Source organism: Streptomyces sp. NPDC079167, assembly GCF_040686735.1.
GTDB lineage: Bacteria > Actinomycetota > Actinomycetes > Streptomycetales > Streptomycetaceae > Streptomyces.
The window spans coordinates 389791-415337 of record NZ_JBFBLO010000001.1 but is presented as its reverse complement, the minus strand read 5'-3'; the positions used below and the strand labels follow the sequence as shown (position 1 = coordinate 415337).

Annotated in this window: 21 protein-coding genes, 3 tRNA genes and 3 pseudogenes; 14 read left to right on the top strand and 13 right to left on the bottom strand. The window is 69.4% G+C overall.

What is annotated here, in order from left to right; translation table 11 throughout:
* Positions 1 to 21: 21 nt before the first annotated feature.
* The 4 genes from AB0P41_RS02000 to AB0P41_RS01985 all read right to left on the bottom strand — a co-directional run bounded on the left by AB0P41_RS02000 (position 22) and on the right by AB0P41_RS01985 (position 5618).
* The gene (locus AB0P41_RS02000) at positions 22 to 1944 is read right to left on the bottom strand and encodes an ABC transporter ATP-binding protein (RefSeq protein ID WP_356707629.1); all 1923 of its coding nucleotides are present in this window, start codon (positions 1942 to 1944) and stop codon (positions 22 to 24) included.
* Positions 1944 to 3677: an ABC transporter ATP-binding protein gene (locus AB0P41_RS01995; RefSeq protein WP_356707628.1), complete on the bottom strand. Its 1734-nt coding sequence runs from the start codon at positions 3675 to 3677 to the stop codon at positions 1944 to 1946. Before AB0P41_RS01995 ends, AB0P41_RS02000 begins: the two co-directional genes overlap by 1 nt.
* Positions 3678 to 3788: 111 nt before the next feature.
* A complete protein-coding gene (locus AB0P41_RS01990; protein WP_365929483.1) occupies positions 3789 to 5234 on the bottom strand; it encodes an FGGY family carbohydrate kinase in 1446 nt (481 codons plus the stop codon).
* An 81-nt stretch (positions 5235 to 5315) separates the two neighbouring features.
* Complete coding sequence (locus tag AB0P41_RS01985; protein WP_365929481.1) at positions 5316 to 5618, bottom strand: YtxH domain-containing protein; 303 nt, start codon at positions 5616 to 5618, stop codon at positions 5316 to 5318.
* A 180-nt stretch (positions 5619 to 5798) separates the two neighbouring features.
* Here AB0P41_RS01985 and AB0P41_RS01980 point away from each other — a divergent pair.
* From AB0P41_RS01980 to AB0P41_RS01970, 3 genes are all read left to right on the top strand, one after another.
* Positions 5799 to 5871, top strand: a tRNA-Asn gene (locus tag AB0P41_RS01980).
* 5 nt (positions 5872 to 5876) lie between these two features.
* Positions 5877 to 5949 (top strand) — tRNA-Asn (locus AB0P41_RS01975).
* A 211-nt stretch (positions 5950 to 6160) separates the two neighbouring features.
* Positions 6161 to 6234: transfer RNA gene (locus AB0P41_RS01970), tRNA-Ile, on the top strand.
* A 224-nt stretch (positions 6235 to 6458) separates the two neighbouring features.
* Here the strand turns inward: AB0P41_RS01970 and AB0P41_RS01965 are convergent.
* The 6 genes and pseudogenes from AB0P41_RS01965 to AB0P41_RS01940 form a co-directional block, all read right to left on the bottom strand.
* Positions 6459 to 6913 (bottom strand): annotated as a pseudogene (locus AB0P41_RS01965) (DUF302 domain-containing protein).
* A 334-nt stretch (positions 6914 to 7247) separates the two neighbouring features.
* Positions 7248 to 7472 (bottom strand): annotated as a pseudogene (locus AB0P41_RS01960) (GNAT family N-acetyltransferase); the annotation flags it as partial.
* Positions 7473 to 7825: 353 nt separating this feature from the next.
* Complete coding sequence (locus tag AB0P41_RS01955) at positions 7826 to 8170, bottom strand: antibiotic biosynthesis monooxygenase family protein (protein WP_356707625.1); 345 nt, start codon at positions 8168 to 8170, stop codon at positions 7826 to 7828.
* A gap of 42 nt (positions 8171 to 8212) precedes the next feature.
* A complete protein-coding gene (locus AB0P41_RS01950; RefSeq protein WP_356707624.1) occupies positions 8213 to 8665 on the bottom strand; it encodes a cupin domain-containing protein in 453 nt (150 codons plus the stop codon).
* Positions 8666 to 8697: 32 nt separating this feature from the next.
* The gene (locus AB0P41_RS01945; RefSeq protein WP_365929480.1) at positions 8698 to 10077 is read right to left on the bottom strand and encodes an NAD-dependent succinate-semialdehyde dehydrogenase; all 1380 of its coding nucleotides are present in this window, start codon (positions 10075 to 10077) and stop codon (positions 8698 to 8700) included.
* A 206-nt stretch (positions 10078 to 10283) separates the two neighbouring features.
* Positions 10284 to 11579, bottom strand: a complete 1296-nt coding sequence (locus AB0P41_RS01940) for a citrate:proton symporter (RefSeq protein WP_356707622.1) — start codon at positions 11577 to 11579, stop codon at positions 10284 to 10286.
* Positions 11580 to 11944: 365 nt separating this feature from the next.
* Here AB0P41_RS01940 and AB0P41_RS01935 point away from each other — a divergent pair, with 365 nt between their 5' ends.
* From AB0P41_RS01935 to AB0P41_RS01890, 10 genes are all read left to right on the top strand, one after another.
* Complete coding sequence (locus tag AB0P41_RS01935; RefSeq protein ID WP_356707621.1) at positions 11945 to 12658, top strand: FCD domain-containing protein; 714 nt, start codon at positions 11945 to 11947, stop codon at positions 12656 to 12658.
* A gap of 227 nt (positions 12659 to 12885) precedes the next feature.
* Positions 12886 to 13581: an aspartate/glutamate racemase family protein gene (locus AB0P41_RS01930; RefSeq protein WP_356707620.1), complete on the top strand. Its 696-nt coding sequence runs from the start codon at positions 12886 to 12888 to the stop codon at positions 13579 to 13581.
* A complete protein-coding gene (locus tag AB0P41_RS01925) occupies positions 13578 to 14414 on the top strand; it encodes a sugar phosphate isomerase/epimerase (RefSeq protein WP_365929477.1) in 837 nt (278 codons plus the stop codon). Before AB0P41_RS01930 ends, AB0P41_RS01925 begins: the two co-directional genes overlap by 4 nt.
* Positions 14415 to 14463: 49 nt before the next feature.
* Positions 14464 to 15552, top strand: coding sequence for an isocitrate/isopropylmalate dehydrogenase family protein (locus tag AB0P41_RS01920; protein WP_356707618.1), 1089 nt, complete (start codon positions 14464 to 14466; stop codon positions 15550 to 15552).
* An 88-nt stretch (positions 15553 to 15640) separates the two neighbouring features.
* Positions 15641 to 16915, top strand: a complete 1275-nt coding sequence (gene otnK / locus AB0P41_RS01915) for a 3-oxo-tetronate kinase (protein WP_365929475.1) — start codon at positions 15641 to 15643, stop codon at positions 16913 to 16915.
* Positions 16912 to 17556, top strand: a complete 645-nt coding sequence (gene otnC, locus AB0P41_RS01910) for a 3-oxo-tetronate 4-phosphate decarboxylase (protein ID WP_365929473.1) — start codon at positions 16912 to 16914, stop codon at positions 17554 to 17556. Before otnK ends, otnC begins: the two co-directional genes overlap by 4 nt.
* Before the next feature lie 50 nt (positions 17557 to 17606).
* Positions 17607 to 18098 (top strand): ribonuclease E activity regulator RraA, encoded by a 492-nt coding sequence (rraA, locus tag AB0P41_RS01905; RefSeq protein ID WP_356707615.1) that lies wholly within the window; start codon positions 17607 to 17609, stop codon positions 18096 to 18098.
* Between the two features lie 44 nt (positions 18099 to 18142).
* Positions 18143 to 19264, top strand: a complete 1122-nt coding sequence (locus AB0P41_RS01900; protein WP_365929472.1) for a DUF475 domain-containing protein — start codon at positions 18143 to 18145, stop codon at positions 19262 to 19264.
* Between the two features lie 42 nt (positions 19265 to 19306).
* Positions 19307 to 19492 carry a hypothetical protein gene (locus AB0P41_RS01895; RefSeq protein WP_365929470.1) on the top strand — a complete coding sequence of 62 codons (186 nt, stop codon included), beginning with the start codon at positions 19307 to 19309 and terminating at the stop codon, positions 19490 to 19492.
* Positions 19493 to 19599: 107 nt separating this feature from the next.
* Complete coding sequence (locus tag AB0P41_RS01890; RefSeq protein ID WP_365929468.1) at positions 19600 to 19944, top strand: hypothetical protein; 345 nt, start codon at positions 19600 to 19602, stop codon at positions 19942 to 19944.
* Here the strand turns inward: AB0P41_RS01890 and AB0P41_RS01885 are convergent.
* A pseudogene (locus tag AB0P41_RS01885) lies at positions 19939 to 20459 on the bottom strand (transposase); the annotation flags it as partial. The gene AB0P41_RS01890 and the pseudogene AB0P41_RS01885 overlap by 6 nt on opposite strands.
* A gap of 365 nt (positions 20460 to 20824) precedes the next feature.
* On the opposite strand from AB0P41_RS01885, the gene AB0P41_RS01880 reads away from it, so the two are divergent.
* Entirely contained in the window at positions 20825 to 21715 is an 891-nt protein-coding gene (locus AB0P41_RS01880) for a MerR family transcriptional regulator (RefSeq protein WP_365929466.1), read from the top strand.
* 345 nt (positions 21716 to 22060) lie between these two features.
* On the opposite strand, the gene AB0P41_RS01875 is transcribed toward AB0P41_RS01880, so the two are convergent.
* Positions 22061 to 23428: a cytochrome P450 gene (locus AB0P41_RS01875; protein WP_365929465.1), complete on the bottom strand. Its 1368-nt coding sequence runs from the start codon at positions 23426 to 23428 to the stop codon at positions 22061 to 22063.
* A gap of 147 nt (positions 23429 to 23575) precedes the next feature.
* Positions 23576 to 25375: a phosphatidylglycerol lysyltransferase domain-containing protein gene (locus tag AB0P41_RS01870; protein WP_365929463.1), complete on the bottom strand. Its 1800-nt coding sequence runs from the start codon at positions 25373 to 25375 to the stop codon at positions 23576 to 23578.
* Positions 25376 to 25547: the final 172 nt, after the last annotated feature.

The window sequence follows — 25547 nt, the reverse complement described above, 5'->3', positions numbered from 1 at the left end:
GACCGGGCCGGCCCGCCCCGGTCAGTCGATCTCGGCCAGCGCCTCCGCGAACTGCGCGGCGTACAGCCGGGCGTACGCCCCCTCGGCGGCCAGCAGCCCCTCGTGCGTGCCCTGTTCGACGATCGAGCCGTTCTCCATCACCAGGATCACGTCCGCGTCCCGGATGGTGGAGAGCCGGTGCGCGATCACGAAGCTCGTACGGCCGTGGGCCAGCCGCGCCATCGCCTTCTGGATCAGCACCTCGGTCCGGGTGTCCACCGAGCTGGTGGCCTCGTCGAGCACCAGGATGACCGGGTCCGACAGGAACGCCCGCGCGATCGTGATCAGCTGCTTCTCACCCGCGCTGACCCCGGCTCCGTCGTCGTCGATCACCGTGTCGTAACCGTCGGGCAAGGTACGGACGAAGCGATCGGCGTGGGCCGCCCGCGCCGCCTCCTCGATCTCCTCCCGGGTGACCTCGCGCGACGCGCCGTAGGCGATGTTCTCCGCGATCGTGCCGCCGAACAGCCAGGTGTCCTGGAGCACCATGCCTATGCCCGAGCGGAGTTCGTCACGCGACATCTTCGCCGCGTCGACCCCGTCCAGGACGATCCGGCCGCCCGTCACCTCGTAGAACCGCATCAGCAGGTTGACCAGCGTCGTCTTGCCGGCGCCGGTCGGGCCGACGATGGCGACCGTGTGTCCGGGCTCCACGCTCAGCGAAAGATCCTCGATCAGGGGTTTCTCCGGGTCGTAGCGGAAGGACACGTTCTCCAGCGAGACGCTGCCGCGCCGCTCCTGGGGCCGCTCCGCCGGGTCCGGGTCGGGCTCCTGCTCCTCGGCGTCCAGCAGCCCGAAGACCCGCTCCGCGGACGCGATGCCCGACTGCACCAGGTTCGCCATCGACGCGACCTGCGTCAGCGGCATCGAGAACTGCCGTGAGTACTGGATGAAGGCCTGCACGTCACCGATCGACAGCGCGCCCGACGCCACCCGCAGACCGCCGACGACCGCGACCAGCACGTAGTTCAGATTCGACACGAACATCATCAGCGGCTGCATGATCCCGCTGTTGAACTGGGCCTTAAACCCCGCCTCGTACAGCGCGTCGTTCTGCTCGGCGAAGTCCTTCGCGGACTCCTCCTGCCGCCCGAAGACCTTCACCAGGGCGTGGCCGGTGTACATCTCCTCGATGTGCGCGTTGAGCCTGCCCGTCACCTTCCACTGCGCCACGAAGTGCGGCTGCGACCGCTTGCCCACCCGGGCCGCGACGAAGACGGACAGCGGGATCGTCACCAGCGCCACCAGGGCGAGCAGCGGCGAGATCCAGAACATCATGATCACTACGCCGACGATGGTGAGCAGGGAGTTGATGAGCTGGCCCATCGTCTGCTGCATCGTCTGCGAGATGTTGTCGATGTCGTTCGTCGCCCGGCTCAGCACCTCACCGCGCTGCTGCCGGTCGAAGTAGGAGAGCGGGAGCCGCGCCAGCTTGGTCTGCAGATCCTCGCGCAGCTGGAAGACGACCCGGTTGATCACCCGGATCGACAGCCGGGTCGACACCAGCATCATCAGCCCGGCGCCGACGTACACCACCAGCGCCGCCAGCAGGACCTGGCCCACCGCGCCGAAGTCGATGCCGTCGCCGGGGGTGAAGTCCACCCCGGTCAGCATGTCGGCGAGTCCGCCGTCGCCCCGCTCGCGCAGGCCGTCGATGGCCTGCTCCTTCGTCGTGCCGTCCGGCATCTGCCGTCCGACGACACCCGCGAAGATCAGGTCGGTGGCCCCGCCGAGGATCTTGGGCCCCACGACGGAGAGCGCCACACTCAGGGTTCCCGCGCCCAGCATCAGATACAGCGAGGACTTCTCCTTGCTGAACCGCCTCAGGAGCCGCTTCCCCGACCCCTTGAAGTCCATGGACCGTTCCGTGGGCCCTGCCATCATCCGTCCGCCCGGCCCTGCCATCAGGCGGCCTCCGCTTCCGTCAGCTGGGAGAGCACGATCTCCCGGTAGGTTTCGTTGCCGTTCATCAGCTCGTGATGGCTGCCCGTCCCGACGACCCGGCCCTCGTCGAGCACCAGGATCCGGTCGGCGTCACGGATCGTGGACACCCGCTGCGCCACGATCACCACGGTCGCCCCCGCCGTCTCGCGGGACAGCGCACCGCGCAGCGCGGCGTCCGTCGCGTAGTCCAGCGCCGAGAACGAGTCGTCGAAGAGATAGATCTCCGGCTGCTGCACCAGCGTCCGCGCGATCGCGAGCCGCTGCCGCTGGCCGCCGGAGACATTGGTGCCGCCCTGGGCGATCGGCGCGTCGAGACCGTGCTCCAGCCGCTCCACGAAGTCCTTCGCCTGCGCCACCTCCAGCGCGTGCCACAGCTCCTCGTCGGTCGCGTCCGGATTGCCGTAGCGCAGATTCGTCGCGACCGTCCCCGAGAACAGGTAGGGCTTCTGCGGGACCAGGCTCACCGTCTTCGCCAGCAGGACCGGATCCAGCGTCCGCACGTCCGTACCGTCGACGAGCACCTCGCCGTCCGTCGCGTCGAACAGCCGCGGTACGAGCCCGAGCAGCGTCGACTTCCCGCTGCCCGTCGACCCGATGATCGCGGTCGTCTCCCCGGGCCGCGCCACGAGATCGACCGAGCGCAGCACCGGCTCCTCGGCACCCGGGAAGCGGAACTCCGCGCCCCGTATCTCCAGATGACCGTGCTTGAGCAGCTTCGTGACCGGGGCCGTGGGCGGCACCACGCTCGACTCGGTCTCCAGCACCTCCTGGATGCGCTCGGCGCAGACCTCGGCGCGCGGCACCATGATGAACATGAAGGTGGCCATCATCACCGACATGACGATCTGCATCAGATACGCGAGGAACGCGGTCAGCGCCCCGATCTGCATCCCGCCGCTGTCGATGCGGTGCGCCCCGAACCAGACCACGGCGATGGAGGACAGGTTCACCACGGTCATCACCGTCGGGAACATCAGGGCCATCAGCCGGCCCGTCGACACCGCGACGCCCGTGAGCTCCGTGTTGGCGCCGCGGAAGCGTTCCTCCTCGTAGCGGTCACGGATGAAGGCGCGGATCACGCGGTTGCCGGTGATCTGCTCACGCAGCACACGGTTCACCGTGTCCAGCCGCTCCTGCATCGTGCGGAACAGCGGCCGCATCCTGCGCACGATAAGGCTCACCGAGATGCCGAGCACAGGCAGCACGGCCAGCAGCACCGCCGACAGCGGGACGTCCTGGCCGAGCGCCATGACGACGCCGCCGACACACATGATGGGCGCCGACACCATCAGGGTGAAAGCCATCAGGACGAGCATCTGGACCTGCTGCACGTCATTGGTCGTACGGGTGATCAGCGAGGGCGCCCCGAACCGCCCCACCTCGCGGGCGGAGAACGACTGCACCCTGTTGAACACGGACGCCCGCACATCGCGTCCCAGGGCGGAAGCCGTCCGGGCGCCGTAGTAGACCGCCCCGACGTTGCAGACGATCTGGGCGACGCTGACGGCGATCATCACGCCGCCGAACTCCAGGATGTAACCCGTGTCACCCTTCACGACACCGTTGTCGATGATGTCCGCGTTGAGGCTGGGCAGATAGAGGCTCGCGCAGGTCTGCAGCAGTTGGAGGAGCACCAGCAGCACGATGGGACGTCTGTACGGACCCAGACAGGTCCGCAGGAGTTTTATGAGCACACGAGTCTCTCGGAGTCGGCGAGGGCAGAGGCCGGTCCATACTCCGGCACCCCCCACCCCGACTGCCAACGCATTTGTCCAAGTCCCGGTCAAATCACGGGACCGCTCCGCTCAGGCGGTCCCGCCGAACGCCCCGGGGTGGATCTGATCCCTCGTCGCCCCGTACTGCTGGCGTACCGCGCGGCCCACGGCGAGCTCCTCACCCGGCTCCAGCACCTGCGCGGCCGCGCCCTGCCAGGCCGGGGGAGTACGCGGGTCGAGCTTCCCCTCCGCGACCCCGAGAGCCCACGCCGCCTGCCGCGCCGCGCCCAGCGCCGCGTACTCGGCGGGCTGCGGCACGACGACCTGGGTCCCGAACAACGCGGGCGCCAGCTCCCGCACGGCGGGCAGTTCGGCGGCGGCGCCCAGCAGGAACACCCGCCGCACCTCCACACCCCGGTCCCGCAGCACGTCCAGGGCATCGGCCAGCGAACACAGCATCCCCTCGAAGGACGCCCGCGCCAGGTGCTCGGGCTTCATCGACTCGCGCCGCAGCCCGCTCAGCGTGCCCGCGGTGTGCGGCAGGTGCGGGGTGCGCTCACCCTCCAGATAGGGGAGCAGGACGAGCCCCGAGGAGCCCGGCGTCGACTTCAGCGCCAGCGCGGACAACTCGTCGAGGCCCTCCAGGCCCAGCATCTCGGCCGTGCCGCGCAGCGCGCGTACCGCGTTCGACGTGTGGACGACCGGCAGATGCATCCCGGTCGCGTCGGCGAAGGAGGTGATCATCCCCGTGGGGTCGGCCAGCGCCTCGTGGTGCACGGCCATCACCGAACCGGAGGCGCCCAGCGACACCACGGCGTCCCCGACCGCGACGCCCAGCCCGAAGGCCGCGGCCATCGTCTCGCCGGTGCCCGCCGAGATCAGCAGGCCCTCCGGAGTCGTCCCCGCGGCGTCGGCCGGGCCGAGGACCTCGGGCAGTGCGGCCTGGTGGCCGAGCGCGAGTTCCACGAGATCGGGCCGGTAGGACCCGGTCCCCGCCGACCAGTAACCGGTGCCGGACGCGGCACCGCGGTCGGTCGTACGCCGGGCGGGCCGGCCGAGGAGCTGCCACACCAGCCAGTCGTGCGGCTGCAGGACGGCGGCGACGCGCTGGGCGTTCTCCGGCTCCGACCGCACCAGCCAGCGGAGCTTCGCCACGGGCTGCGCGGCCTGCGGCACGGCCCCCACGGCCTCGGCCCAGGACTGCCGCCCGCCGAGCCCGTCGATCAGATCCGCCGCGGCGGCCTGCGCCCGCCGGTCGTTGCCGAGGAGCGCCGGCCGTACGAGATTGCCCTGGTGATCCAGTGGAACCAGCCCGTGCTGCTGCGCGGACACACCGATGGCCTGCACGCCTTCGAGCAGCCCTCCGGAGGCCGCCTCCCCGAGGGAGAGCAGCCACGCCTGCGGATCCACCTCCGAGGACTTGGCCTCGATGGGATGCGCGGCGTACCCCTGCCGCAGCACCGCACCGGTGTCCGTGTCGCAGACGACGATGTGCGTGAAGGCGGATGAACTGTCCAAGCCGGCCACTATGCCCATGGAGACGATTCTGCCGCACCCGGAGACAGTCGTGTACGCGGACCGTTCCGTACCGGGCGGGTGCCCGGTACGGAACCGGCCTCAGGTGTTCGTCGTCCCCCAGTCGTCGGCGGCGCCGTGGCCGTTGCGCTCCCGCAGCGAGCGCACCCGGTCGGAGACGGAGACGGGGACCTTGTCCCCGACCTTCTCGCTCACCGAGTGGTACGCCTTGCCGGCGAAGTCCCGGCCGCCGTGCGCGGCGGACTCCGCCGCGTTCCGCACAGCGGGGTTCTCGGCCAGCGTCTGCGCGGCCTTCTTGAGCTGCTCGTAACGCTCGCGCCCGGCTCGCGTGCCGAGCACGTAACCGAGCGCCACTCCGGCGATGAACGTGAGCCGGTACCGCATGGCTGCCACCCTTCCTTCGCTCCGTGCGACGTGTGCTGCCCGCCTACCCGCACACGCCGGGATCACCCCGGGAGATACCGATTGGCGGAGCACCCCCCTGGTTGCGCTAATGTATGTGTCGCAGCGAACGCGCGCCGCTCGGCAGCCGCCAGGCAGGTACGTTTCGAGGCAACGCAGCAATCCCCTGTAGCTCAATTGGCAGAGCAGCCGGCTGTTAACCGGCAGGTTACTGGTTCGAGTCCAGTCGGGGGAGCGCGATCCCCTGTAGCTCAATTGGCAGAGCATTCGGCTGTTAACCGGAGGGTTACTGGTTCGAGTCCAGTCGGGGGAGCGATACGGAAGAGGGTCCTTCGGGGCCCTTTTTCGTGTGCCCGCGCAGGGCGGCCCGTGACTCTTTCGGGGTGATTCCGCACGGCCCGGAACCGGGCAGCACGCAGCGCGGTCTTCATGGTCATGCGAAGCCGACCATCCGCAGCAGGAGATCGTATGACCGGCTATGCTGCGGCAGAAGGCGCGCACACTTGTACGCGCCACGCCGTAACGGGGCGGTAGCTCAGCCGGTTAGAGCAGCGGACTCATAATCCGTCGGCCGTGGGTTCGAGTCCCACCCGCCCCACCCAGCATCCCCAGGCAGAATCGTTCTGACCTGGGGAAACGCGTTTTCTGGGGGTCTGTGGGCTCCGCAACGGTGCAGCGAACGCGCAGCGTTCTGCGTGCTCGTGCTCTTCCGGGCATCCGTGACCTGGGGTTTTGACGCCTTCTCTGTGGGATGAGTGGTCTGCGGTCCCACGGCCGTCGAGCGCGAACCTTCGCCCCGCCTCACCCATCGGGAACCATCGATCAGCAGCGATCGTGCCGAGCAGGGTTGACGCCTGCCGATGCGCGGCGGCGCCTTGTGCTGCTCTTTGCCGGCGTCGAGCGCCGACAGGCGGCGTCCAGTCGACGAGTGGCTTCCTCCGCGACGGGCTTGAAGCCGTCCTGTCCTGTCCGAGTGACCATGATGTGGTGATGCGTTCGCCCTCGGACCGGACGACGACACGGCAAGGCAGCACCAGGCCGATGGAGCGGTCCGCCTCGATCGCCCGGTGTGCCAGGGGCGGTGCAGGCGCAAAGGTCAGGTACTCCTCCATCCCCTGGCCCAGCTTCTCCTTCAAGGCGGCCTGTACGTCGATCTCGGCTGCCGGGCCAGGGTCGAGCAAGCGGCTTGAGGCGCAGGCGGCGCGGACGCGCGCCTGATCGCCGGGGTGTGGCCTCCGGCCCTGGTGTGTGCCTTCTCCTCTGGCACCCGACGGCATGGGAACCATGGTCCTCCTCCGGGTACGAGGCAACAGCCCTCGGCGTAAGAAGCGATCGGGCAGTCCGGGAAGGCCGAATCGGTCCTCCACAGCCTGAACGCCCCGCCCGCGTCTGCCCCCCTGTCTCATCGCGCACACCGTCGACCGGCTACGCCCGGGCGCAGGCCCTGACAGAAGCGGCGGAGTCAGTCACGGGACAGTTCGGCGTCCAGCCGACGCAAAGGCAGTCAGGCCCCGCGGGTGGGCGCCACGGCAGTGCCGCAGGCGTGTGACCTTCCTGGGCTTCCGCACCCCCTGACGGCCGGCCTCGGAGGTACGCCCGGCTCGGAACCGACCGCTCGTACAACGCGATCGTGCCGGTGTTCGCCTCGGCCACATGCAGGAAGGCTCGTTCGCCGCAGGCCGCGAGCGCACCGATCAGGCGGGCGGCGTGACCTTGCCCGCGTGCGTCGCGGGCGGTACAGACGGCGCTGACCTCGGTCCACCCCGGAGGGTGCAGGCGCTCTCAGGCCATCTCCACCAGGGCGCCGTTCACCCGGCCCCCCAGACAGGTGCCGAGAAGAAGCCTCGACGTTCGTTCCCGCCGGAGTTCAAGGCCGAGATCGTCGGTCTGTGCCGACAGGGCGACCGCTCGGTCGGGCAGGTCGCCAGAGACTTCCAGCCGGCCGAGACCGCGGTGCGGGACCGGGTGAAGCAGGCCGGGGTGGACGCGGGGGAGCGCAACTCGCTCATCCGGCGTCGTATTCACCCGCAGTGGCCGACGTCTTCCCGCCGAACTGGCCGACGCCTGGCGGCGTAAGCCGTCAGGGCGCCCGTGCCGCCCGGAACCGTGCCGTTCGTCAGGGACAGAGCCGAGGCGAGTGTGGCCAGCCGTGTGGCACCAGGTCGGCAGGCCGAGCGGTGCCGCTGGGCCTACGGGGAAACATGGACGACGCCGCGTGAGTCGCAGCCGTCGGTCTGTCGTGGTGCGAGGACGGAGTACACGTGTTCGACCTGTGGCGTCGCTGCGAAGTGAGGTCCTGCGAGGGCCCGCCAGCGGGCGAAGCCCTCGGAGGTGCGGAAGGCGACGGTGTGGTGCTCGACCGTCTCCCACCGGACCGTCAGCCGGTAGCGGGAGGGGTGTTCGACACTGCGATGAAGGTCGACTCCGTCGCAGCCGTCGGCCGCCAGGAAGAAGGGCAGGGCCTTGGCGACGGCCGCCTCGAATTCCTTCTCCTGGCCCGGGTGGATCTCGATCTGGGCGATCTCGGTGATCACGGGTGTGGTGTTCCCTTCCTGCTCTCTCGGGTCGTCGGGGTGTCAGTCGCGGCTTTCGGCGGCTTTGTCGTGCTCGGCGTCGACCCGCGCGGTGACACCGGTTTCGACGAGGGTGCGGGTGGCGTCGACGGATGCGTAGATCCACAGGATCCGCATGGGCTCGGTGGCGGAGGCGTTGCGGAAACGGTGGGGGGTTCCGGCGGCGACGTAGGTGGTGTCGAAGCGGGTCACGTGGTGTTCGACGCCGTCGATCTCCACGATGGCGTCGCCTTCGAGGATGGTCACGCTCTCCGGGCAGTTGTGGGTGTGCAGGGCTATGCCGGCACCGCCTTCGAAGAGGGTCTGGCCGGTGAGGTAGACCTCGGCGCCGACGGCTCGGGTGACCAACGGGATGGTGCGGGCACCGCCGCCGCGACTGAAGGAGGTCAGCTCGGCGGGCCGCAGAACGGCGGGAGGGAAGGCAGCGAAGCAGGGCTCGTCGGGAGGGCAGTTCACAGGGACCTCCGTGGGGTATGAGAAAGGGGCGTTCAGGCGGTCGGTGCGGCCGGGCCTGTCCAGACCGTTTTGGTGTTGACGAATTCGCGGATGCCCTCGGCGCCCAGTTCACGGCCGTAGCCGGACCTCTTGATGCCGCCGAAGGGCAGACGCGGGTCGGAGGCGACCATTCCGTTGATGAAGACGGCGCCGGCGTCGAGGACCCGGGCGAGTCGCCGGGCGCGGTCCAGGTCGCTCGTCCACAGGGCGGCGCCGAGACCGTACTCCGTCTGGTTGGCCAGGGTTATGGCCTCGTCGGCGGATGTGACGCGGGTGATGGCGGCGACGGGTCCGAAGGTCTCCTCGTCGAAGGCAGCCATACCCGGCCGGACGTGGTCCAGGACGGTGGGCGGGTAGTAGCAGCCCGGGCCGTCAGGGACCTTGCCGCCGATGACGAGGACGGCACCGGCGTCGATGGTGCGCCGTACCTGGTCGTGCAGGGTGTTGCGCAGGTTGGCGCGGGCCATGGGGCCGATCGCGGTGTCCGGGTCGGTCGGGTCACCGACCTTGAGGGCCGCTGCCGCGGCGGTGAATGCCGCCGCGAACTCGTCGGCCACGGCTTCCTCGACGATGAACCGCTTGGCGTTGACACAGGACTGGCCGACGTTGACGTAGCGGGCCTTGACGGCGGTGGCCGCGGCCTGAGCGATGTCGGCATCGGCGAGGACGACGAACGGGTCGGAGCCGCCGAGTTCGAGGACCTGCTTCTTCAGCACGGCTGCGGCCTGGGCGGCGACGATCGCACCGACCTCGGTCGAACCGGTGAGGGTGACCGCCGCCACACGCGGGTCGGCGATGAGACCGGCGACCTGGTCGACCTCGATCAGCAGCGTTCGGCACAAGCCCTCGGGGGCGCCGGCCTTGCGGACGATCTCCTCGACGGCGAGGGCGCACTGCGGCACGTTGTTGGCGTGCTTGAGCAGAGTGCCGTTGCCTGCTGCCAGAGCCGGAGCGGCGAACCGGAAGAACTGCCAGAAGGGGTAGTTCCACGGCATGACCGCCAACACCACGCCCAGCGGGTCGTAGACGACGGCGCTCTCGGTGGCGTTGGATTCGACCGGACGGTCCGCGAGCTGGGCCGGGGCGTGCTCGGCGTAGTACTCGCAGGTCGTGGCGCACTTTTCGATCTCGGCGCGCGCCTCGGTGATCGGCTTGCCCATCTCGGCGGTGATCAGCGCCGCGTAGGTGTCCCGGCCCTCGCGCAGGACGCGTGCCGTCTCGCGCAGCAGAGAGGTGCGGTCGGTGATGTCGTGTCGGCGCCAGGCGGCCTGGGCCGAGGCCGCCGCGTCAAGGATGTCGTTGACCTCCTGGGGCGACTGCGGGGTGTAGCGGGCGAGCTCGACGTCTGTCGTCGGGCTGGTGGAAACGATCATCGGGAGGCTCCTCCGGTGTGTTCGACGGTGCGGCGGATCTCGGCGGCGGCTCGGTCGTGCCGTCGCTTCGCGGGTGCGGGTGGCAGGGAGTGCCCGGCACGGGGTCGACCGCGCCGGTGACCGGAGTTGGCGGCCTGCCGCGCTCCGTCGTCGCCGTCATGCCCGGCCGTACCTGCCCAGCGCCACGGCGCCCGGGTGGCGCGGGCTCAGGTGACGCTGATGGCGCCGGTGAGGACGGCGAAGGCGATGTAGGCGAAGGACACGAGGATGCCCCAGCGCAGGGCATGCTTCTGGAAGTCACCCAGCTCCGCCTTGACGAGCCCGAGCAGGACCCACAGCGGCGCGCTGGTCGGACCCATCATGTGAAGGATCTGGCCGATGGCGCCGGCGCGGGCGATCTCGTTCGCGGGGATGCCGTAGTGCGCGGCGGACTCGGCCAGGACGGGCACCACACCGAACCAGTACGCGTCGTTCGACATGAAGAAGCCGAGCGGCAGCGCGAGGACGGCGGTGAACAGCGGGATGACATCGCCCCAGCCCTCGGGAACGATCGACAAGGCGGCGTCCGCCATGGCCTTGATCATGCCGGAGTCGGTCATGATGCCGGTGAACACACCGGCGGCCAGGACCAGGATCATCACCGGGACGGCGTTGGCGGCCTGGCGCTTGATGAGCTCCTGCTGATCGCCGATGACACGGATGTTGACCAGGAGGGCGATCACGAAGGCGACCATGAACAGCACCAGGAGGTCGGCGACCTCCAGGACGAGGAGGAGCATCAGGACCACGGTGAGGGCGGCGTTGAACCACATGCGCCAGTCGGCCTTGACCGGCTCGAACGCCTCGCCGGAGGCTATCTCCAGCTTGTAGGTGTTGAGCTTCTCGGCGTCGAGCTTGCCGCGTTCGCGCAGGCCGAGCCAGTAGGCGACGGCGATGATGGCCAGGCTGGTGAGGGCCATGGGGGCGAGCATGTGGACGAAGTACTCGGTGGCGCTCAGGTGCAGGACGCTGATGCCGCGCGTGGCGGCGCCGCCCCAGGGAGTGGTGCCGGAGATGGTGCCCAGCGCCATCGCGGCGAGGGTGGCGAGGATGAGCGGATTGATACCCAGGCGCCGGTAGATGGGCAGGAATGCCGAGCAGACGATCATGTAGCTGGTGGTGCCGTCACCGTCCAGGGCCACGCACAGGGACAGCACGGCGGTACCGACCACGATACGGACCGGGTCGCCCTTGGTGGCGCGGATGATGGCCTGGACGATCGGCTCGAAGAGCTTGACCTCCATCATCAGGCCGAAGTAGAGGACGGCGAAGAGCAGCAGGGACGCGGTGGGCGCGACCGTCTCCAGGCCGTTCATGATCATGTCGCCGAGCTTCGCGCCCTTGCCGGCGATGAGCGCGGCGGCGATCGGGGTGAGCATGATGGCGGTGAACGCGGAGAGGTACTTCCGCATCACGAGCAGCATAAAGCTGCCCAGGGTTGCGAAGCCGAGCAGGGCGAGCATCGTTGCTCCTAGGGGCAGGGCTGAGAGCCGCCGGTCGTAGTGGCGGCGCAGGACGGCGCGTGGGTCAGGGCGTGTCGGTTCGGGAGGCGACCGGCAGCACCCGCGGAACCGTGCTCGGCTCGGGCGACGGGTCGGTCATGGCAGGTGAAGCTCCTGTACGGCGGTTCGGCGGGCGCACAGACTCGCGGGCAGTGGCCCGGTGCGAGTGTCAGGTGTGCGCCTGGGCATGGCTGTGGATTCCGGGGCGGCTGGTGCGGTGGCCGGAGGGCGGCTCGACCCGCAACCCATCTGGACAACCGGTTTACCGGATTGCCGGTAGGTAACTAGAATCCGGCCATCACGTCAATACCGAAGTGAGGAATTCGATGGCCGAACTCGCCAGAATCACGGTCGAGCCGCGCGAACCGCTGGCCGCCGAGGTATCCCGCCGCCTGATCGACTACCTGATGTCAGGCGAGGTCCAGCCCGGCGACCGCATCCCCTCGGAGCGCCGGCTGACCGAGATGCTCGGGGTGAACCGGCCCACCGTGCGCGAGGCGATCAAGTCGCTCGGCTTCCTCGGTCTCCTGGAGATCCGGCAGTCCAGCGGCACGTACTTCCGCGGCACCGACTCCGACGTGCTCTACCGGCTGTTCGAACTGGGGCTCGTCCTGGGTGAGCGGGGTGCGCGCGACATGGTGCAGGCCCGCGCGGAACTGGAGGTGGTCGTCGCCGGGCTGGCCGCGCGGGAGCGCGACGAGGCCGGCGTCGAACTGCTGCGGGCCCGCCTGGCGGCGATGCGGGAGTGCCCCGACGAGGAGTTCCCCGAAGCGGACACCGCCTTCCACGCGGCCCTTGGCGAACTGGCCGGAAACACGGTGCTGAGGGACGTGCTGAAGGGCATGCGCGCCATGGTCCAGCGTGGCTGGGTGGAGCGCACGGGCGCCGTCCGGTCCCGTGAGGTGGCCTACGACGACCATGTCCCGATCTACGAGGCCGTCGCCCGGGGTGACGCCGACGCCGCCCGGGCGGCGATGGCCCGGCACATGGAAGGCGCGTCCCGCCGCCTGATGGAAGCCCTCGAACAGCGCGACGCGTAGCACGGGCCCCCGCGGGCCGTCGAGCTGTCCAGGCGGCCGGGGGCGCCCCACGCGACGAACCGGTTGACCGGTTGACCGGTTGGTCATACAGTGGCGGCGCGGCAACGGAACGAATCGTGCCGTCCCCCATCCCGTGCCTGCTGCCACCACGCGTTCACTCGCCGACCGGAGCGGGCCCGCGGTCGGGACCCTTACCGGTCCCCGCCTACCGGAAGAGGAAAAACCCGGTGAATCAACCCCATCCCCTGGTCGCCATGATCCACGCGGTGCCCGCCGCGCACCGCATCGCCCATGAGGCGTTCACACGGGAGTTTCCGCAGGCCACGGTGTGGAACGTGCTGGACGACCGCCTGTTGGACGACGCCCGCGCGGCCGGCGGACTTACCGACGCGCTGCGCAGGCGCATGCTCCGCCTGATCGCACACGTGATGGACAGCGGCGCCCAGGCACTACTGCTGACCTGCTCCTCGTACGGGGAGGTCGTGGACACCGCTCGTGCCCTGTGGGACGTGCCCGTCCTGAAGTCCGACGAGTCGATGTTCAAGGCCGCCCTGCTGGGCCCATACCGGCGCATCGCCGTCGTCGCATCCACTCCGCCCGCCGTACCGGCCGCCGTCGCCCAGCTCGAAGCGCTCGTCCCGGCAGTCCGTCCGGGCCGCCCCCTCGACCTGGTGACGGCCTTGAGCGAAGAGGCGGCCGGGGCGGCCGACGCCGAGGCGGCCGCACGTCACCTGGCGGACGCCCTGCGCGCCGCTGGGGGCGCGGATGTGGATGCGGTCCTGCTGGCGCAGTACTCGCTCACCCCGGCAGGTGACGCACTCGCGGCCCTCCTGGGCGTACCCGTACTGGACGGGGCCGGCGCCGCCGCCCGTGAACTGCGCGGCCTGCTCGTCACCGAGGAGCACACGGCGGTCGCCCCGTGACCGCCGGGCTCCCCTGGCCGCTGGCCTACACCGTCTCCGGCGACGACTGCCGTACGCCGATGCCGCTCGGCTACGACGGACCGCTCACCGATGCCGTTCGCCGACTGTCCGAGCTCGGTTACGACGGTGTGGAGGTCCAGGTCCGTGAGACCACAGCACGCGACGCCGACTCCCTGCGGCGCACCGTCGAGGCCGACGGCCTGAAGGTGCTGGGCATCGGCACCGGGCCGGTCTCCGCCCAGAACGGGCTGACGCTCGCCGACCCGTCGCCGGACGTACGCCGTCACGCCCTGTTCCGCCTGCGGGGCGCGGCCCGTCTGGCCGGAGAGCTCGGGGTCCCGGTCACCCTCGGCCAGACTCGCGGCACGTTCCTGCCCGGGCTGGAGGACATGCAGCGCATCTGGGTCGACGACGCCGTGCGGCAACTGGCCGAGGAGGCGTCGGATCACGGCAGCCGACTCCTGCTGGAGCCCCAGTCGCACGCCAACACCTCCCTGTGGCACACCCCCGAGGAAGCCCTCGCCGTCGTCGACTCCCTCGGTCCACCGGCCGGGTTGGTCCTGGACACCCACCACCTCGACGCCGAGGGCATCGACCCGGTCCGGGCCGTCACCAGCCACGCCGGTGTCACCGGCTGTCTGCAGCTCGCCGCACCCACCACCAGAGGCCCTCTGACCCTCGGTGACCCACGCCTCCCCGCCCTGCTCACGGCACTGCGCACGGGCGGGTTCACCGGCTGGCTGACCCTGGAGCACACCCAGGACGGCGACAGCCCGAGGGCCGCAGCCCGCTCCTGGACCGCGCTCACCGACGCTGCGGCCGTGCTGTCCTGACCCGTCTCTTCCGACTTCCCATCACCCCGTTCTGAGAGGAACCCTCACCATGAGCACCACGACCTACCGCCTCGGCGTCCTTGAGGGCGACGGCATCGGCCCCGAGATCGTCCCCTCCTCCGTAGAGATCGCCACCGCCGCCGCCCAGGCCGCCGGCGTCTCCGTCGACTGGGTGCCCCTGCCGCTCGGCGCCACCGCGATCGAGTCCCACGGCACCCCGGTCCCCGAAGAGACCAAGGACGCCCTGGCAGGTCTGGACGGCTGGTACCTGGGACCGCACGACTCCGTCAGCTACCCCGAGCCGCACAAGTCCGCCCTCAACCCCTCGGGCACCCTGCGCAAGCACTTCCAGCTCTTCGCCAACATCCGCCCCGCCAAGAGCTTCCCCGGCGCCAAGGCCGTCTGCGACAACGCCGACCTCGTCATCGTCCGCGAGAACACCGAGGGCTTCTACGCCGACCGCAACACCTTCGCCGGCACAGGCGAGTTCATGCCCACCCCCGACACGGCGATCATGCTGGGCATCATCACCCGCCAGGCCACCGAGCGCGTCGCCCGCGTCGCCTTCGACCTCGCTCGCTCGCGCCGCAAGAAGCTGACCATCGTCCACAAGGCCAACGTCCTCAAGCTCACCACCGGCCTGTTCCGCACCGTGTGCCAGGAAGTCGCCCAGGACTACCCGGACGTGGCGGTCGACGACTTCCACATCGACGCCATGACCGTCCACCTGGTGCGCCGCGCGCAGGACTTCGACGTCATCGTCACCGAGAACATGTTCGGCGACATCCTCTCCGACCTCGCCGGTGAGATCTCCGGCTCGCTCGGCACCGCCCCCTCCATCAACTCCTCCGCCACCACCGCCATGGCCCAGGCATCGCACGGCTCCGCCCCCGACATCGCGGGGGAGAACAAGGCCAACCCGGTCGCCATGATCCTCTCCGGCGCGATGCTCTTCGAGTGGCTCGCCGCCAAGCACGGCGACGAGGCCCTCGCCACCACCGCGAGGATCATCGAGAAGGGTGTGGCCGAGGCGATCGCCTCCGGCGTCTCCACCCGCGACCTCGGCGGCACTGCCTCCACCAGCGAGTTCACCGCCGCCGTCATCAAGGCCATCAGCGCCGGCGCCGGCCAGAACTGAGGCACCACTTCCGGGGCGGGCTGCTCCCGACCACGGCCCGCTCCGGATCCCCACGCTCACCAGCACGCCCGAGGAGAGACCACCGACCATGACCCTGCGCATCGGCTGCATAGCCGACGACTTCACCGGCGGCACCGACGTCGCCGCCGCCTTCCGGCGCGCCGGCCTGCGCACCGCCCTGGTCTTCGGCACCCCGGACGCCACCACCGCACTGCCCGCTGACTGCGACGCCGCCGTGGTCGCCCTCAAGTCCCGTTCCACCCCTGCCGACGAGGCCGTCGCCGACTCCCTCGGCGCACAGCGGTGGCTGTGGGCCGAGGGCGCGGCGCAGGTCTACTTCAAGTACTGCTCCACCTTCGACTCCACTGCCGACGGCAACATCGGTCCGGTCACCGATGCTCTGATGGACGCTGCCGGGGCGGCCGTCACCCTGCACTGCCCGGCCTCACCGCCCAACGGCCGCACCGTCTACCAGGGGCACCTCTTCGTCCACGACCAGCTGCTGTCCGACTCGCCGCTGAGACACCACCCCCTCAACCCCATGACCGATGCCGCGCTGGTGCGTCTGCTGTCGGCGCAGACTCCGCACCAGGTCGCCCTGATCGACTGGGCAACCGTGCGCCAAGGGGTCGAGGCCGTCCGCGACGCTCTCGTGACGCATCAGCAGGCCGGTGTCCAGCACGTCATCGCCGACGCCCTTACCGACGAGGATCTCGCCGTGATCGGCGCCGCCGCGCTCGAACTGCCTGTCGTGGGCGGGGCCGCGGGCCTGGCCGAGGGACTCGGGCATGCCTACCCCGCCACCGGCCCGGCCGCCGCCGGGCCGCTGCCCCGCGACGGGCGCGCCGCCGTCCTGGCCGGCAGCTGCTCGGCCCGCACCCTGGAGCAGATCGCCCAGTTCTACGCCGCCGGCCTTCCCTCCCTCCACCTCGACGTTCTCGCCGCCGCCACCGGCCGCGACGTCACCGCCGAGGCGCTGACCTGGTACGACGAGCAGGACCCCGAGCTCCCCGTGCTGATCTACGCCTCCGCGTCACCGGAAGAACTGGCCGCCGTGCAGGCCCAGCTGGGTGTCGCCGAAGCCGCCGCACAGGTCGAAGACCTCCTGGGCACCCTGGCCGCCCACCTCGTGGAACGCGGAGTACGCCGCCTGCTCGTCGCCGGCGGGGAGACCTCCGGCGCCGTCACCACCGCACTCGGCATCCGTGCCGTGCTCGTCGGTGAGGAAGCCGACCCCGGGGTGCCGTGGACGTACGCCGACACCCCGTCCGGCGACCTCGCACTCATGCTCAAGTCCGGCAACTTCGGCTCCCCCGACCTGTTCACCCGCGCCCTCCACGCCCCGGCCCAGGAACCCAAGTGAGCGCCTACACCGACGAGACTGCCGCCCGCGCACTCATGGTGCGTACCGCCCGCTCCCTGTTCACCCGCGGCCTCACCCACGGCTCCACCGGCAACCTGTCCGTGCGCCTGGCAGACGGGAACCTTCTCCTGACCCCTACAGGCTCCAGCCTCGGAACGGTTGAGGAAGCCGATCTGTCGCGCGCCGACCTGGCCGGGCAGCACCTCCACGGCCCGCCCCCCACGAAAGAGGCGTTTCTGCACGCTGCTTTCTACCGGGCCCGGCCGAGCGCCCACGCTGTCGTGCACCTGCACTCCACCCACGCCGCCGCCGTCTCGTGCCTGGACGGCGTGGACCCTGCCGACGTCCTGCCGCCGCTGACCGCGTACTACGCCATGCGCGTCGGGACCCTGCCGCTGCTGCCGTACCACCCCCCGGGCGACAGCAGTCTGGAACCGCTCGCGGAGCGGACAGCCCGCACGCACCACGCTCTCCTCCTCGCCAACCACGGTCCCGTCATCGCGGCCGCCACCCTGGAACAGGCCGCCGACGCGATCGAGGAACTCGAAGAGACCGCCAAACTGCACCTCCTCCTGAGGGGACACTCCACCCGCCCTCTCACCCCGGAGCAGGCTGCCGCGCTCGCACCCACATCCCCCTGACGGCCGGATAAGAAACGAGCGCGGCAGCCCCCCAGCGAAGGAATCTCCCCATGCCCGAGACCATCACCCCCGTCCCCACCGCCGATCTCGTCGACCAGTACGGCACCGCTCTGCGCGTCTGCGACCTGCAGTTCCGCCAGTTCGGCGCCCATCGAGGCTTCGCGGGCACCGTTCGCACCGTCTCCTGCCACGAGGACAACGGCCTGCTGCGCGACCTGCTGCGCACCCCCGGCCACGGCAGCATCCTCGTCGTCGACGGGCGTGGCTCCCTGCGCACCGCTCTGGTCGGCGACCTCATCGCCGGCGCCGCCCAGGACAACGGCTGGGCCGGCCTCATCCTGCACGGTGCCGTCCGCGACAGCACGGCCCTCGCCGGCCTCCAGCTCGGCATCAAGGCCCTGGGCACCATTCCCCGCAAGAGCTCCAAGGACGCCGTCGGCGCCATCGACGTCCCCGTCGCCTTCGGCGGCGTGACCTTCCGTCCGGGCGACATCCTGCACGCCGACGACGACGGCATCGCTCTTCTCCCCGACAACACCTGACCACACGGCACGGGGCGACCCGTAGTTCCACGATGGGGTAACCAGTGCTCTTGAAAACCTTCGGCTGGTCGTTCGCGGTCACCGCACTCGGCCTGACAGCCGCGGTCCTCTACGGAGGGTGGGCCGCTTTCGGCATCGTGGCGATCCTCTCCGTGCTCGAAATCTCACTCTCCTTCGACAACGCCGTGGTCAACGCCGGCATCGTCAAGAAGATGAACGCCTTCTGGCAGAAGGCATTCCTCACCATCGGCATTCTGGTCGCCGTCTTCGGCATGCGCCTGGTCTTCCCCGTCGTCATCGTGGCCGTCAGCGCCCAGCTCGGCCCCATCGAAGCCGTCGACCTCGCCCTCACCGACAAGGACCGCTACCAGGAACTGGTGACCGACGCCCATCCGGCGATCGCCGCCTTCGGCGGCATCTTCCTGTTGATGATCTTCCTCGACTTCATCTTCGAGGACCGGGACATCCAGTGGCTGCGCCGGATCGAACGCCCGCTGGCCAAGCTCGGCAAGGTCGACATGCTCTCGGCCTGCGTCGCCCTGATCGTGCTGCTCGTCTCCGCCCTCACCTTCGCCACCCACGCCCACCAGCACGGTGGCGCCCACGTAGACAAGGCCGAGACGGTCCTTCTCTCCGGCATCGCCGGCCTGATCACCTACATGATCGTCAACGGCCTCTCCGGTTACTTCGAGGACAGACTCGAAGCGGAGGAAGAACGCGAGCAGACGGCAGACGAAGAAGCCCAACGCGCAGGCGGAAAGCCCCGCCCGGCGATCGTCCTGGCCGGCAAGGCCGCGTTCTTCATGTTCCTCTACCTGGAAGTCCTGGACGCCTCGTTCTCCTTCGACGGGGTCATCGGCGCGTTCGCCGTCACCAACGACATCGTCCTGATGGCTCTCGGGCTCGGCATCGGCGCCATGTACGTCCGCTCCCTCACCGTGTACCTGGTGCGCGAGGGCACCCTCGACGACTACGTCTACCTGGAACACGGCGCGCACTATGCGATCGGCGCACTGTCGGTCATCCTCCTCGTCACCATCCAGTACGAGATCAGCGAACTCATCACCGGTCTCGTCGGCGTGGTCCTGATAGGTGCCTCCTTCCTCTCCTCCGTCCGCCGCAACAAACGCCTGGCCGAGCACGAGAAGTCTGGCGGCGGACTGTAAACGACCAGCCCGTCGGCATCCTCACCCGCTAAGGACGGGCCCGTGGGGGAGACAGGTGTGAAGCCGTCGACGTGCTGGCCGCGCTCGCGCCCCACCCTGGCCGAGGGGACGCGCGTCGCGCGGACCAAGGCGTGCGTGATCCTGGCCGGCACCCTGCTGTTGATCAACCGGATCGTCGCCGACGCCCCGTATCGGGAGGCGTTTTATCCCGTCCGGGGTGGTTGGTAAGTCGCCATGTCAGCGGATTGGGGTCACGCCCGGAGGCGTGTGAAGATCCGCTTGTGGAGTGCGATGTGTGTGGACGGGCGATGTGGCGGTGGCCGGCGCTGCCGACTGTGTGGGACGAGGAGATCTGGTCCTGTTCCTGGTGCCATGCCGCCACCCATGTGGGCGGCGAGTGGTTCGAGGTCGCGCGGCCGCCGTATCTGCCCGTGGAGAGGCGCTGGGAAAGGGCGGTCGCGGACGGCCTTCCCCTCGACGTTTCCCACGCCTTCGGCATCTTCGACAGGACGCTGTGCGAAGTCCGGCAAGCCGGCATGTCGGCGTCCGATTACGGGTGGCTGCCGCAGCGTAGGAACGCCTGTGGCGCTTGCCGGGAAGCGGCGGGTGTCATTGATGACCGCTGGCCGCAGGCCATGAGGGGCGAGGACGCGCGGGCCAGTGTGGCCCGGCGGCTATGAGTCCTTCCAGTTCGGAGTCGACTCTCGTGTGGGCCTGCGGCTCATCAGGTCGATCCTCGCGAGGCGGATCATCGCTTCGGAGCGGTGCGGGTGGGTTTCGTAGTCGCGGGCGGGCGGCGGTGAACTATGAGCCAGCCGAACGTCCGCTCGACGACCCAGCGCCGCGGAACGACCTTGAAGCCCTTCTGGCCCGGGTCGCGGCGGGTGACCTCGACGTCGATGCCGAGGGTGGCGCCGTGGTCGATGGCCTTGGTTCGATAACCGCTGTCGGCCCATGCCTTGGTGATTCTGGGGTGGGCCTTGGCGATGCGCGAGAGCGGATGGATACCGCCGGGGTTGTCGGAGACGCTGGCCACGGTGACCCAGACCGCGAGGAGGAGGCCGAGGGTGTCGACGCCGATATGGCGCTTGCGGCCCGCGATCTCCTTGCCCGCGTCGATGCCTTGGCCGGTGGCCGGGACGTTGGCGGAGGTCTTGATGCTCTGGGCGTCCAGGACGCATGCACTCGGTTGGGACGGGCGGAATGTTGTCCATGGAGAACAAGCCCCAGGGGCTGGCGAGGCGGTCGGCGAACCGACCTGCCTTGATCGTTCTGAAGGTGGTGGCCACCAATTGACCTGGAACCCACCTTGGAATCAGGCTACCGAAGCCGCCCGCTCCGGAGTGTCGGCGGCCAGTGGGAATTCCCCAGCAGCGGCCACCTGGCGGGGAGCTATCCGGCCGCCGGTGGTCACTCTGCGTTCTCGGATGGTTTGTCGTTCTTGATCGGTCCCGGCGGCAGCTAGGGCCTGCTCCGGTGGCACCTGGATGGGGCTGTTGCACATGCCGTAGCGGCATGTGGTGGGGTCGGGGCACCACAGCACGAAAGGCTCTGTCTGCGATGTACCCCTCCCTCACGCCTCCCCGGCAGGTCAAGATCGGTGATGCCGCCGCGTTCGCCGGGATCACCCCACGCGCCATCCGCCACTACCACGAGATCGGTCTGCTGCCGGAGCCAGAGCGCGGCGGGGACGGCCGCCGCCGCTACGGCTATGACGACATGATCCGCCTGCTGTGGATCCGCAAGATGGCTGATGCCGGTATCAGCCTGGACGGCATCCGGGCCGCCTTCGGCGAAGCCCGGGACGAAGCTGGAGACGAAGCTCTGGACCAAGCCCCGGATATCGAGTCGGTCCTGAGCAGGCTTGAGGAAACCTTGGCGGCGCAGGAGGCCGCCATCAAACGTCGGCGCGCGGCTGTCCAGCGCCTGCAGGCGGTGGGCAGCCCGCTGGGGCTGCTCTGCGAACTGGTCACGGACCGGCTCAGCCACCTGCCCCCGGGCGCGTTGCGCCCCTCCGATCTGGACGCCCTGCTGGTCACAGAACGGATCTTCGGGCCGCTGGGCGCCGCCATCCAGGCCGGCACGTTCATCGTGCTGGCCACCCACCCCGACCTGCGGGCCGAGGAGGACCGACTTGAGGCGGCCGAGGCCGCCCTCGACGGCGGCGTCGAACCCGACGACCCGCGCGTCGAAGAGCTCGCCGTACAGCGATGCGCTCACCTAATGATTCTGAATCAGGCCATCGAGGCAGCTGGTCTCGACGCGGCCGAGGAGAAGATCATCGAGAACTACGACGCCGACCTGAAAAGGGAGGAGGGCGCAGAGATGAGTGCCGCCGCAGCGATCACCAAGATGCCTTATGACTTCTCTCCTGCCCGGATGCGCTGCATGGAACTCGCCGGGCGGCTCTTCGGTGAGGCCCTTGCCGACGCCCACTCCGCGGACAGCTGATCGCCTGTGCCTGGCACTGACGTGGCCCGACAACCGGTCGCGTCCATCCGCATGTGACCGGTCGGGTCAGACGTCGAGCCCGGTCCGTAACCAAGAGTGACATCACGACTGGTCGTACGTGGGGATTCCGAACTGGCCGCTGACACGGGGTTCAGAAGCAGGCACAGAACATGCCATCTCAGGATGAGACATCGAACGAAAGCGACCTCTCACTCGGGCACGCACAAACGGCGCGGCATGAACGGTCAGGTCCTCACCGACCCATTCGATCGCCTGCTGTGGGCCCCGTCCGCACCTTTCGGAACATAAGGGCCTTCGAAACGTTTCGCACAGCGGAGACGCGCCTCATGCAGTCGGGCGGATCGGCAGGTGGGCGAAGCCGCTGACGGCTCCCCCGGGGCGGCGGACCGCCTGCCCTGCCGGACGCAGGAGTGGCAATCGGCTCGCCAGGGTCCGGAGCGCGACCTCTCCTGCCAGTTGGGCCAGTGCGTTCTCGAGTTTCTGGGCGCCATCAGCGGCGAGGTGACCAAGCCGGGAACTCCGCGCCAGGTCGAAGCGGGCAGGGTCGGGGAACCGGTGGGGGTCGCGGTGTGCCGCAGCGAGCATCACCAGAATGCCGCTGCGGGGTGGCACCGTGTGACCTGCGACCTCGACCTGCTCGGAGGGAACGCGCAGAGTGAACTGGTGCGGAGGATCGAAGCGCAGAGCCTCTTCCGCCGCCTTGCCCGCGAGCTGCGGAGATGTTCTGAGTGTCTGCCATTGGTCAGGGTGAGCCGCGAGCGCGGCTACCGCGTTGCCGAACAGGCAGACGGCGGTGTCCAGGCCGGAAATGATCAGGGTCCTGCATACCGCAGCGACCTCCTCCAGACTCGACTTGCCGGGGGTGACGTCCGGCCGCCCCGAACTCGTACGTGGCGTCTCCTGACGGGCACGCCGTTGCACGTGATCCATCAGTCCGGCCAGGTCATTCCCTGTCCGGGTTCCGCCGTAGGAAGCAGTGAGCCGACTGATCAGGTCGCTTCCGGGGCTCTGTCGCCGCTCACGTTCCATCCGGATCACCAGGGCTGCCAGGTCCTCGTCCGCATCGTGCACCGCCTCTGCCTGGTCGGCTGAGGGCGCCCCATCTACGGGGTGGCCGAGGACGTCGCAAATGGTGGCGAAGCGTGCTGAGGCAGTTGATGGGATGCCCAGTACTGCACTGAGGCAGGCGACGACCAAGGGAAAGGCGAAGTCGTCCACCAGGTCTACCGAATCGGCATCGGTGTGCTGACGCAGCAGTTGGTCAGCGGTGGTGTCGATCGAGGCGGTGGACTGATGCAGTGCAGGCCGCAGGAGGTCTGCGGCGGCTGCGTACGCCTGGTCGTATCGTTTCACCCGTGTCGGGCAGTGACCGTCAGCCCGAGTCGTCGCCCGAGGCGGGGGCGTATCTGTGCCGGTGGGGTGAGCGAGTGAGTCGCATGGCCAGAAGCGCGGATCCTGAAGAATTTGTCTGCCGTTGTCATACGAGAGGACAGCGAGCATTCCTGTGCGGCTGCGGTGGACCGGCCCCTGAGGACGCATCCGCTCGTACAACGCGTAGGCGTCACCCCGGAAGTTCGGCGCAAGGAGCTTGGCCACGGGGTCCCCGGTGCGGGCCAGGAACTTCAACCGCCTGCCGTGCGGACCGGAACTGCCGGTGCAGACAGGAGGGATGCCTACGGGACGATTGCTCATGGTCTTCCCCTCAGCAAGCCAGGCAAGGCGCTGGACGCGGTTGCTATCGGCGGCCGTGCGGGGAGAATCTCCCGGTCCGGGTTCAGAACGCACGAGTTGACGATATCTCATATGAGACTAAAATGTCTCATGGGGGTCATGGGTGACTCACTGGGGCTTCTTCGGGTGGACTGACGTCCGCCGGCGCTGGTCCTGCAGACGCCGGCGATGGAGCCACTTCGGCAGCCCCGGGGCCTCCAGGAAACCCTCCGCATGAGCTGACGCCAGCGCGATGCGGGGCAGGTCGGCGCTCTTCTCGAAGAGCAGGAAACGTGGTTCCCAGATCGGGCGGTACTTCGCGTTGGCGCGGTAGAGGGACTCGATCTGCCACCAGCGGGAGAAGAAGCGAAGCAGCGCTCGCCACAGGCGCAGGACCGGCCCGGCGCCGAGCCGCGCTCCGCGCTCGAACACCGAGCGGAACATGGCGAAGTTCAGGGACACCTGGGTGCTGCCGATCTCGTCCGCGCGGCGCAGCAGCTCGATGACCATGAACTCCATCAGACCGTTGTCGGAGTCGCGGTCGCGGCGCATCAGGTCGAGGGACAAGCCATGGGGGCCCCACGGAACGAAGGACAGCAGCGCCCGCAGTGCACCGTCGACGTCGTGGCATTCGAGCATCACGCACCGCCCGTCCTCCGGGTCCCCGAGCCGGCCCAGCGCCATGCTGAACCCGCGCTCGGTAGCACCGTCGCGCCAGTCGTCGGCACGCTCGACGAGGCGTGCCATCTCATCGCCCGTGATGTCCTGGTGGCGCCGGATGCGCACGGTGTAGCCGGCTCGCCGCACCCGGTTGTGTGCTTGCCTCACGGTGCGCATGGCGCGGCCCTCCAGGGTGAAGTCGGCGACTTCGACGATCGCCTCATCACCGAGTTCCAGGGCGTCCAGTCCGTGCCGGGCATAGACGGTGCCCGCTTCCTCGCTCGCGCCCATGACCGCCGGCACCCAGCCGTGTGCGCGCGCCTCGGCGAGCCACGGCGTGATGGCTCCCGGCCAGGCTTCCGGGTCACCGATCGGGTCCCCGGACGCCAGCGACACACCGCCCACCACCCGATAGGCGACTGCGGCCTTTCCGGTCGGCGACCACACCACGCTCTTGTCCCGGCGCAGCGAGAAGTAGCTGAGGGAGTCACGCTCCGCGTGTACATCCAGCAGCGAACGCAGCCGTGCACCGTCGTCCTCGGTGAGCGGGTCGACGGCGCGGCGGGCACGGAACGCGGCGTAGGCGACGGCGATGACAAGCACGGTCCCCAGCACGTTGATGGTGACGTTCGCCCAGTGCGGGACGGCGATCGCCGGGAAGCGCGACTTGTCCACGGTGACGGTGATGAGCTGCCACGCACCGTAACGCCAGCGCTCCGCGGGTGTGGAATGGCCTCCTCCCGGCGCCTGGTTGGTGACGGTCACCAGGAGCCAGGCAAGCAGCGAAGACGTCAGCAGCCCGCCGACGGCCACAGCGGCGGCGAGCTTCGGGTTGGAGCGGTCGCCCTTGGCGTAGAACTCCCGCCTTCCCGCCACCAGCGCGGCGACGAATGTGGCGGTGAGAAGTACCGAGATCCAGTTCTGTGGATGCCGCCGCATCTGCGGGAAGAACATGGCGAAACAGACGAGCGCCAGGAAGAGTCCGCCGAGCGCCAGGTTGAGGATCCACGCCGCGCGTTTGCGGCGCCGCATCGTCACCGCGAGGAAGGCGGTGACCACCCCGGAGGCAAAGCCGGCGGTCAGCAGGTACGGCGTGAACAGGTCCTGCTGGTTGTGCCGCCGTACGTCCTGGCCGAGGGAAACCCACATCGCGCTGAGGAAGTTGATGAACGCAACGATGCGCAGGTACCACACAGCGTAGGAAGCTGCCCGCTGCGAGAACGGGGACGTGCGGTCTGCGGTGGTCTGGAGGCTGGCGAAGCGGTTCATCGTGTCTTCCTGGGCGGGGAGTTGTGGTGTGGTGCGCAGGCCACGGCCCCGCTGGGGGCAAGAGCGTGCCCGTCGGCCGTTTGGCGCGCACTGGGGGCGTTCGCGCGGCCCAGGCCGACCGTCGGAAGACTTGCCCGGTCTTCGACGGAGGGCCTGGGCCACAGCTCTTGGC

Coding starts and splice junctions, on each gene's coding strand:
- AB0P41_RS02000 (WP_356707629.1), bottom strand. CDS start 1,944: ATGGCAGGGCCGGGCGGACGGATGATGGCAGGGCCCACGGAACGGTCC.
- AB0P41_RS01990 (WP_365929483.1), bottom strand. CDS start 5,234: ATGGGCATAGTGGCCGGCTTGGACAGTTCATCCGCCTTCACGCACATC.
- AB0P41_RS01985 (WP_365929481.1), bottom strand. CDS start 5,618: ATGCGGTACCGGCTCACGTTCATCGCCGGAGTGGCGCTCGGTTACGTG.
- AB0P41_RS01945 (WP_365929480.1), bottom strand. CDS start 10,077: ATGATCGTTTCCACCAGCCCGACGACAGACGTCGAGCTCGCCCGCTAC.
- AB0P41_RS01940 (WP_356707622.1), bottom strand. CDS start 11,579: ATGCTCGCCCTGCTCGGCTTCGCAACCCTGGGCAGCTTTATGCTGCTC.
- AB0P41_RS01935 (WP_356707621.1), top strand. CDS start 11,945: ATGGCCGAACTCGCCAGAATCACGGTCGAGCCGCGCGAACCGCTGGCC.
- AB0P41_RS01920 (WP_356707618.1), top strand. CDS start 14,464: ATGAGCACCACGACCTACCGCCTCGGCGTCCTTGAGGGCGACGGCATC.
- otnK (WP_365929475.1), top strand. CDS start 15,641: ATGACCCTGCGCATCGGCTGCATAGCCGACGACTTCACCGGCGGCACC.
- rraA (WP_356707615.1), top strand. CDS start 17,607: ATGCCCGAGACCATCACCCCCGTCCCCACCGCCGATCTCGTCGACCAG.
- AB0P41_RS01880 (WP_365929466.1), top strand. CDS start 20,825: ATGTACCCCTCCCTCACGCCTCCCCGGCAGGTCAAGATCGGTGATGCC.
- AB0P41_RS01875 (WP_365929465.1), bottom strand. CDS start 23,428: ATGAGCAATCGTCCCGTAGGCATCCCTCCTGTCTGCACCGGCAGTTCC.
- AB0P41_RS01870 (WP_365929463.1), bottom strand. CDS start 25,375: ATGAACCGCTTCGCCAGCCTCCAGACCACCGCAGACCGCACGTCCCCG.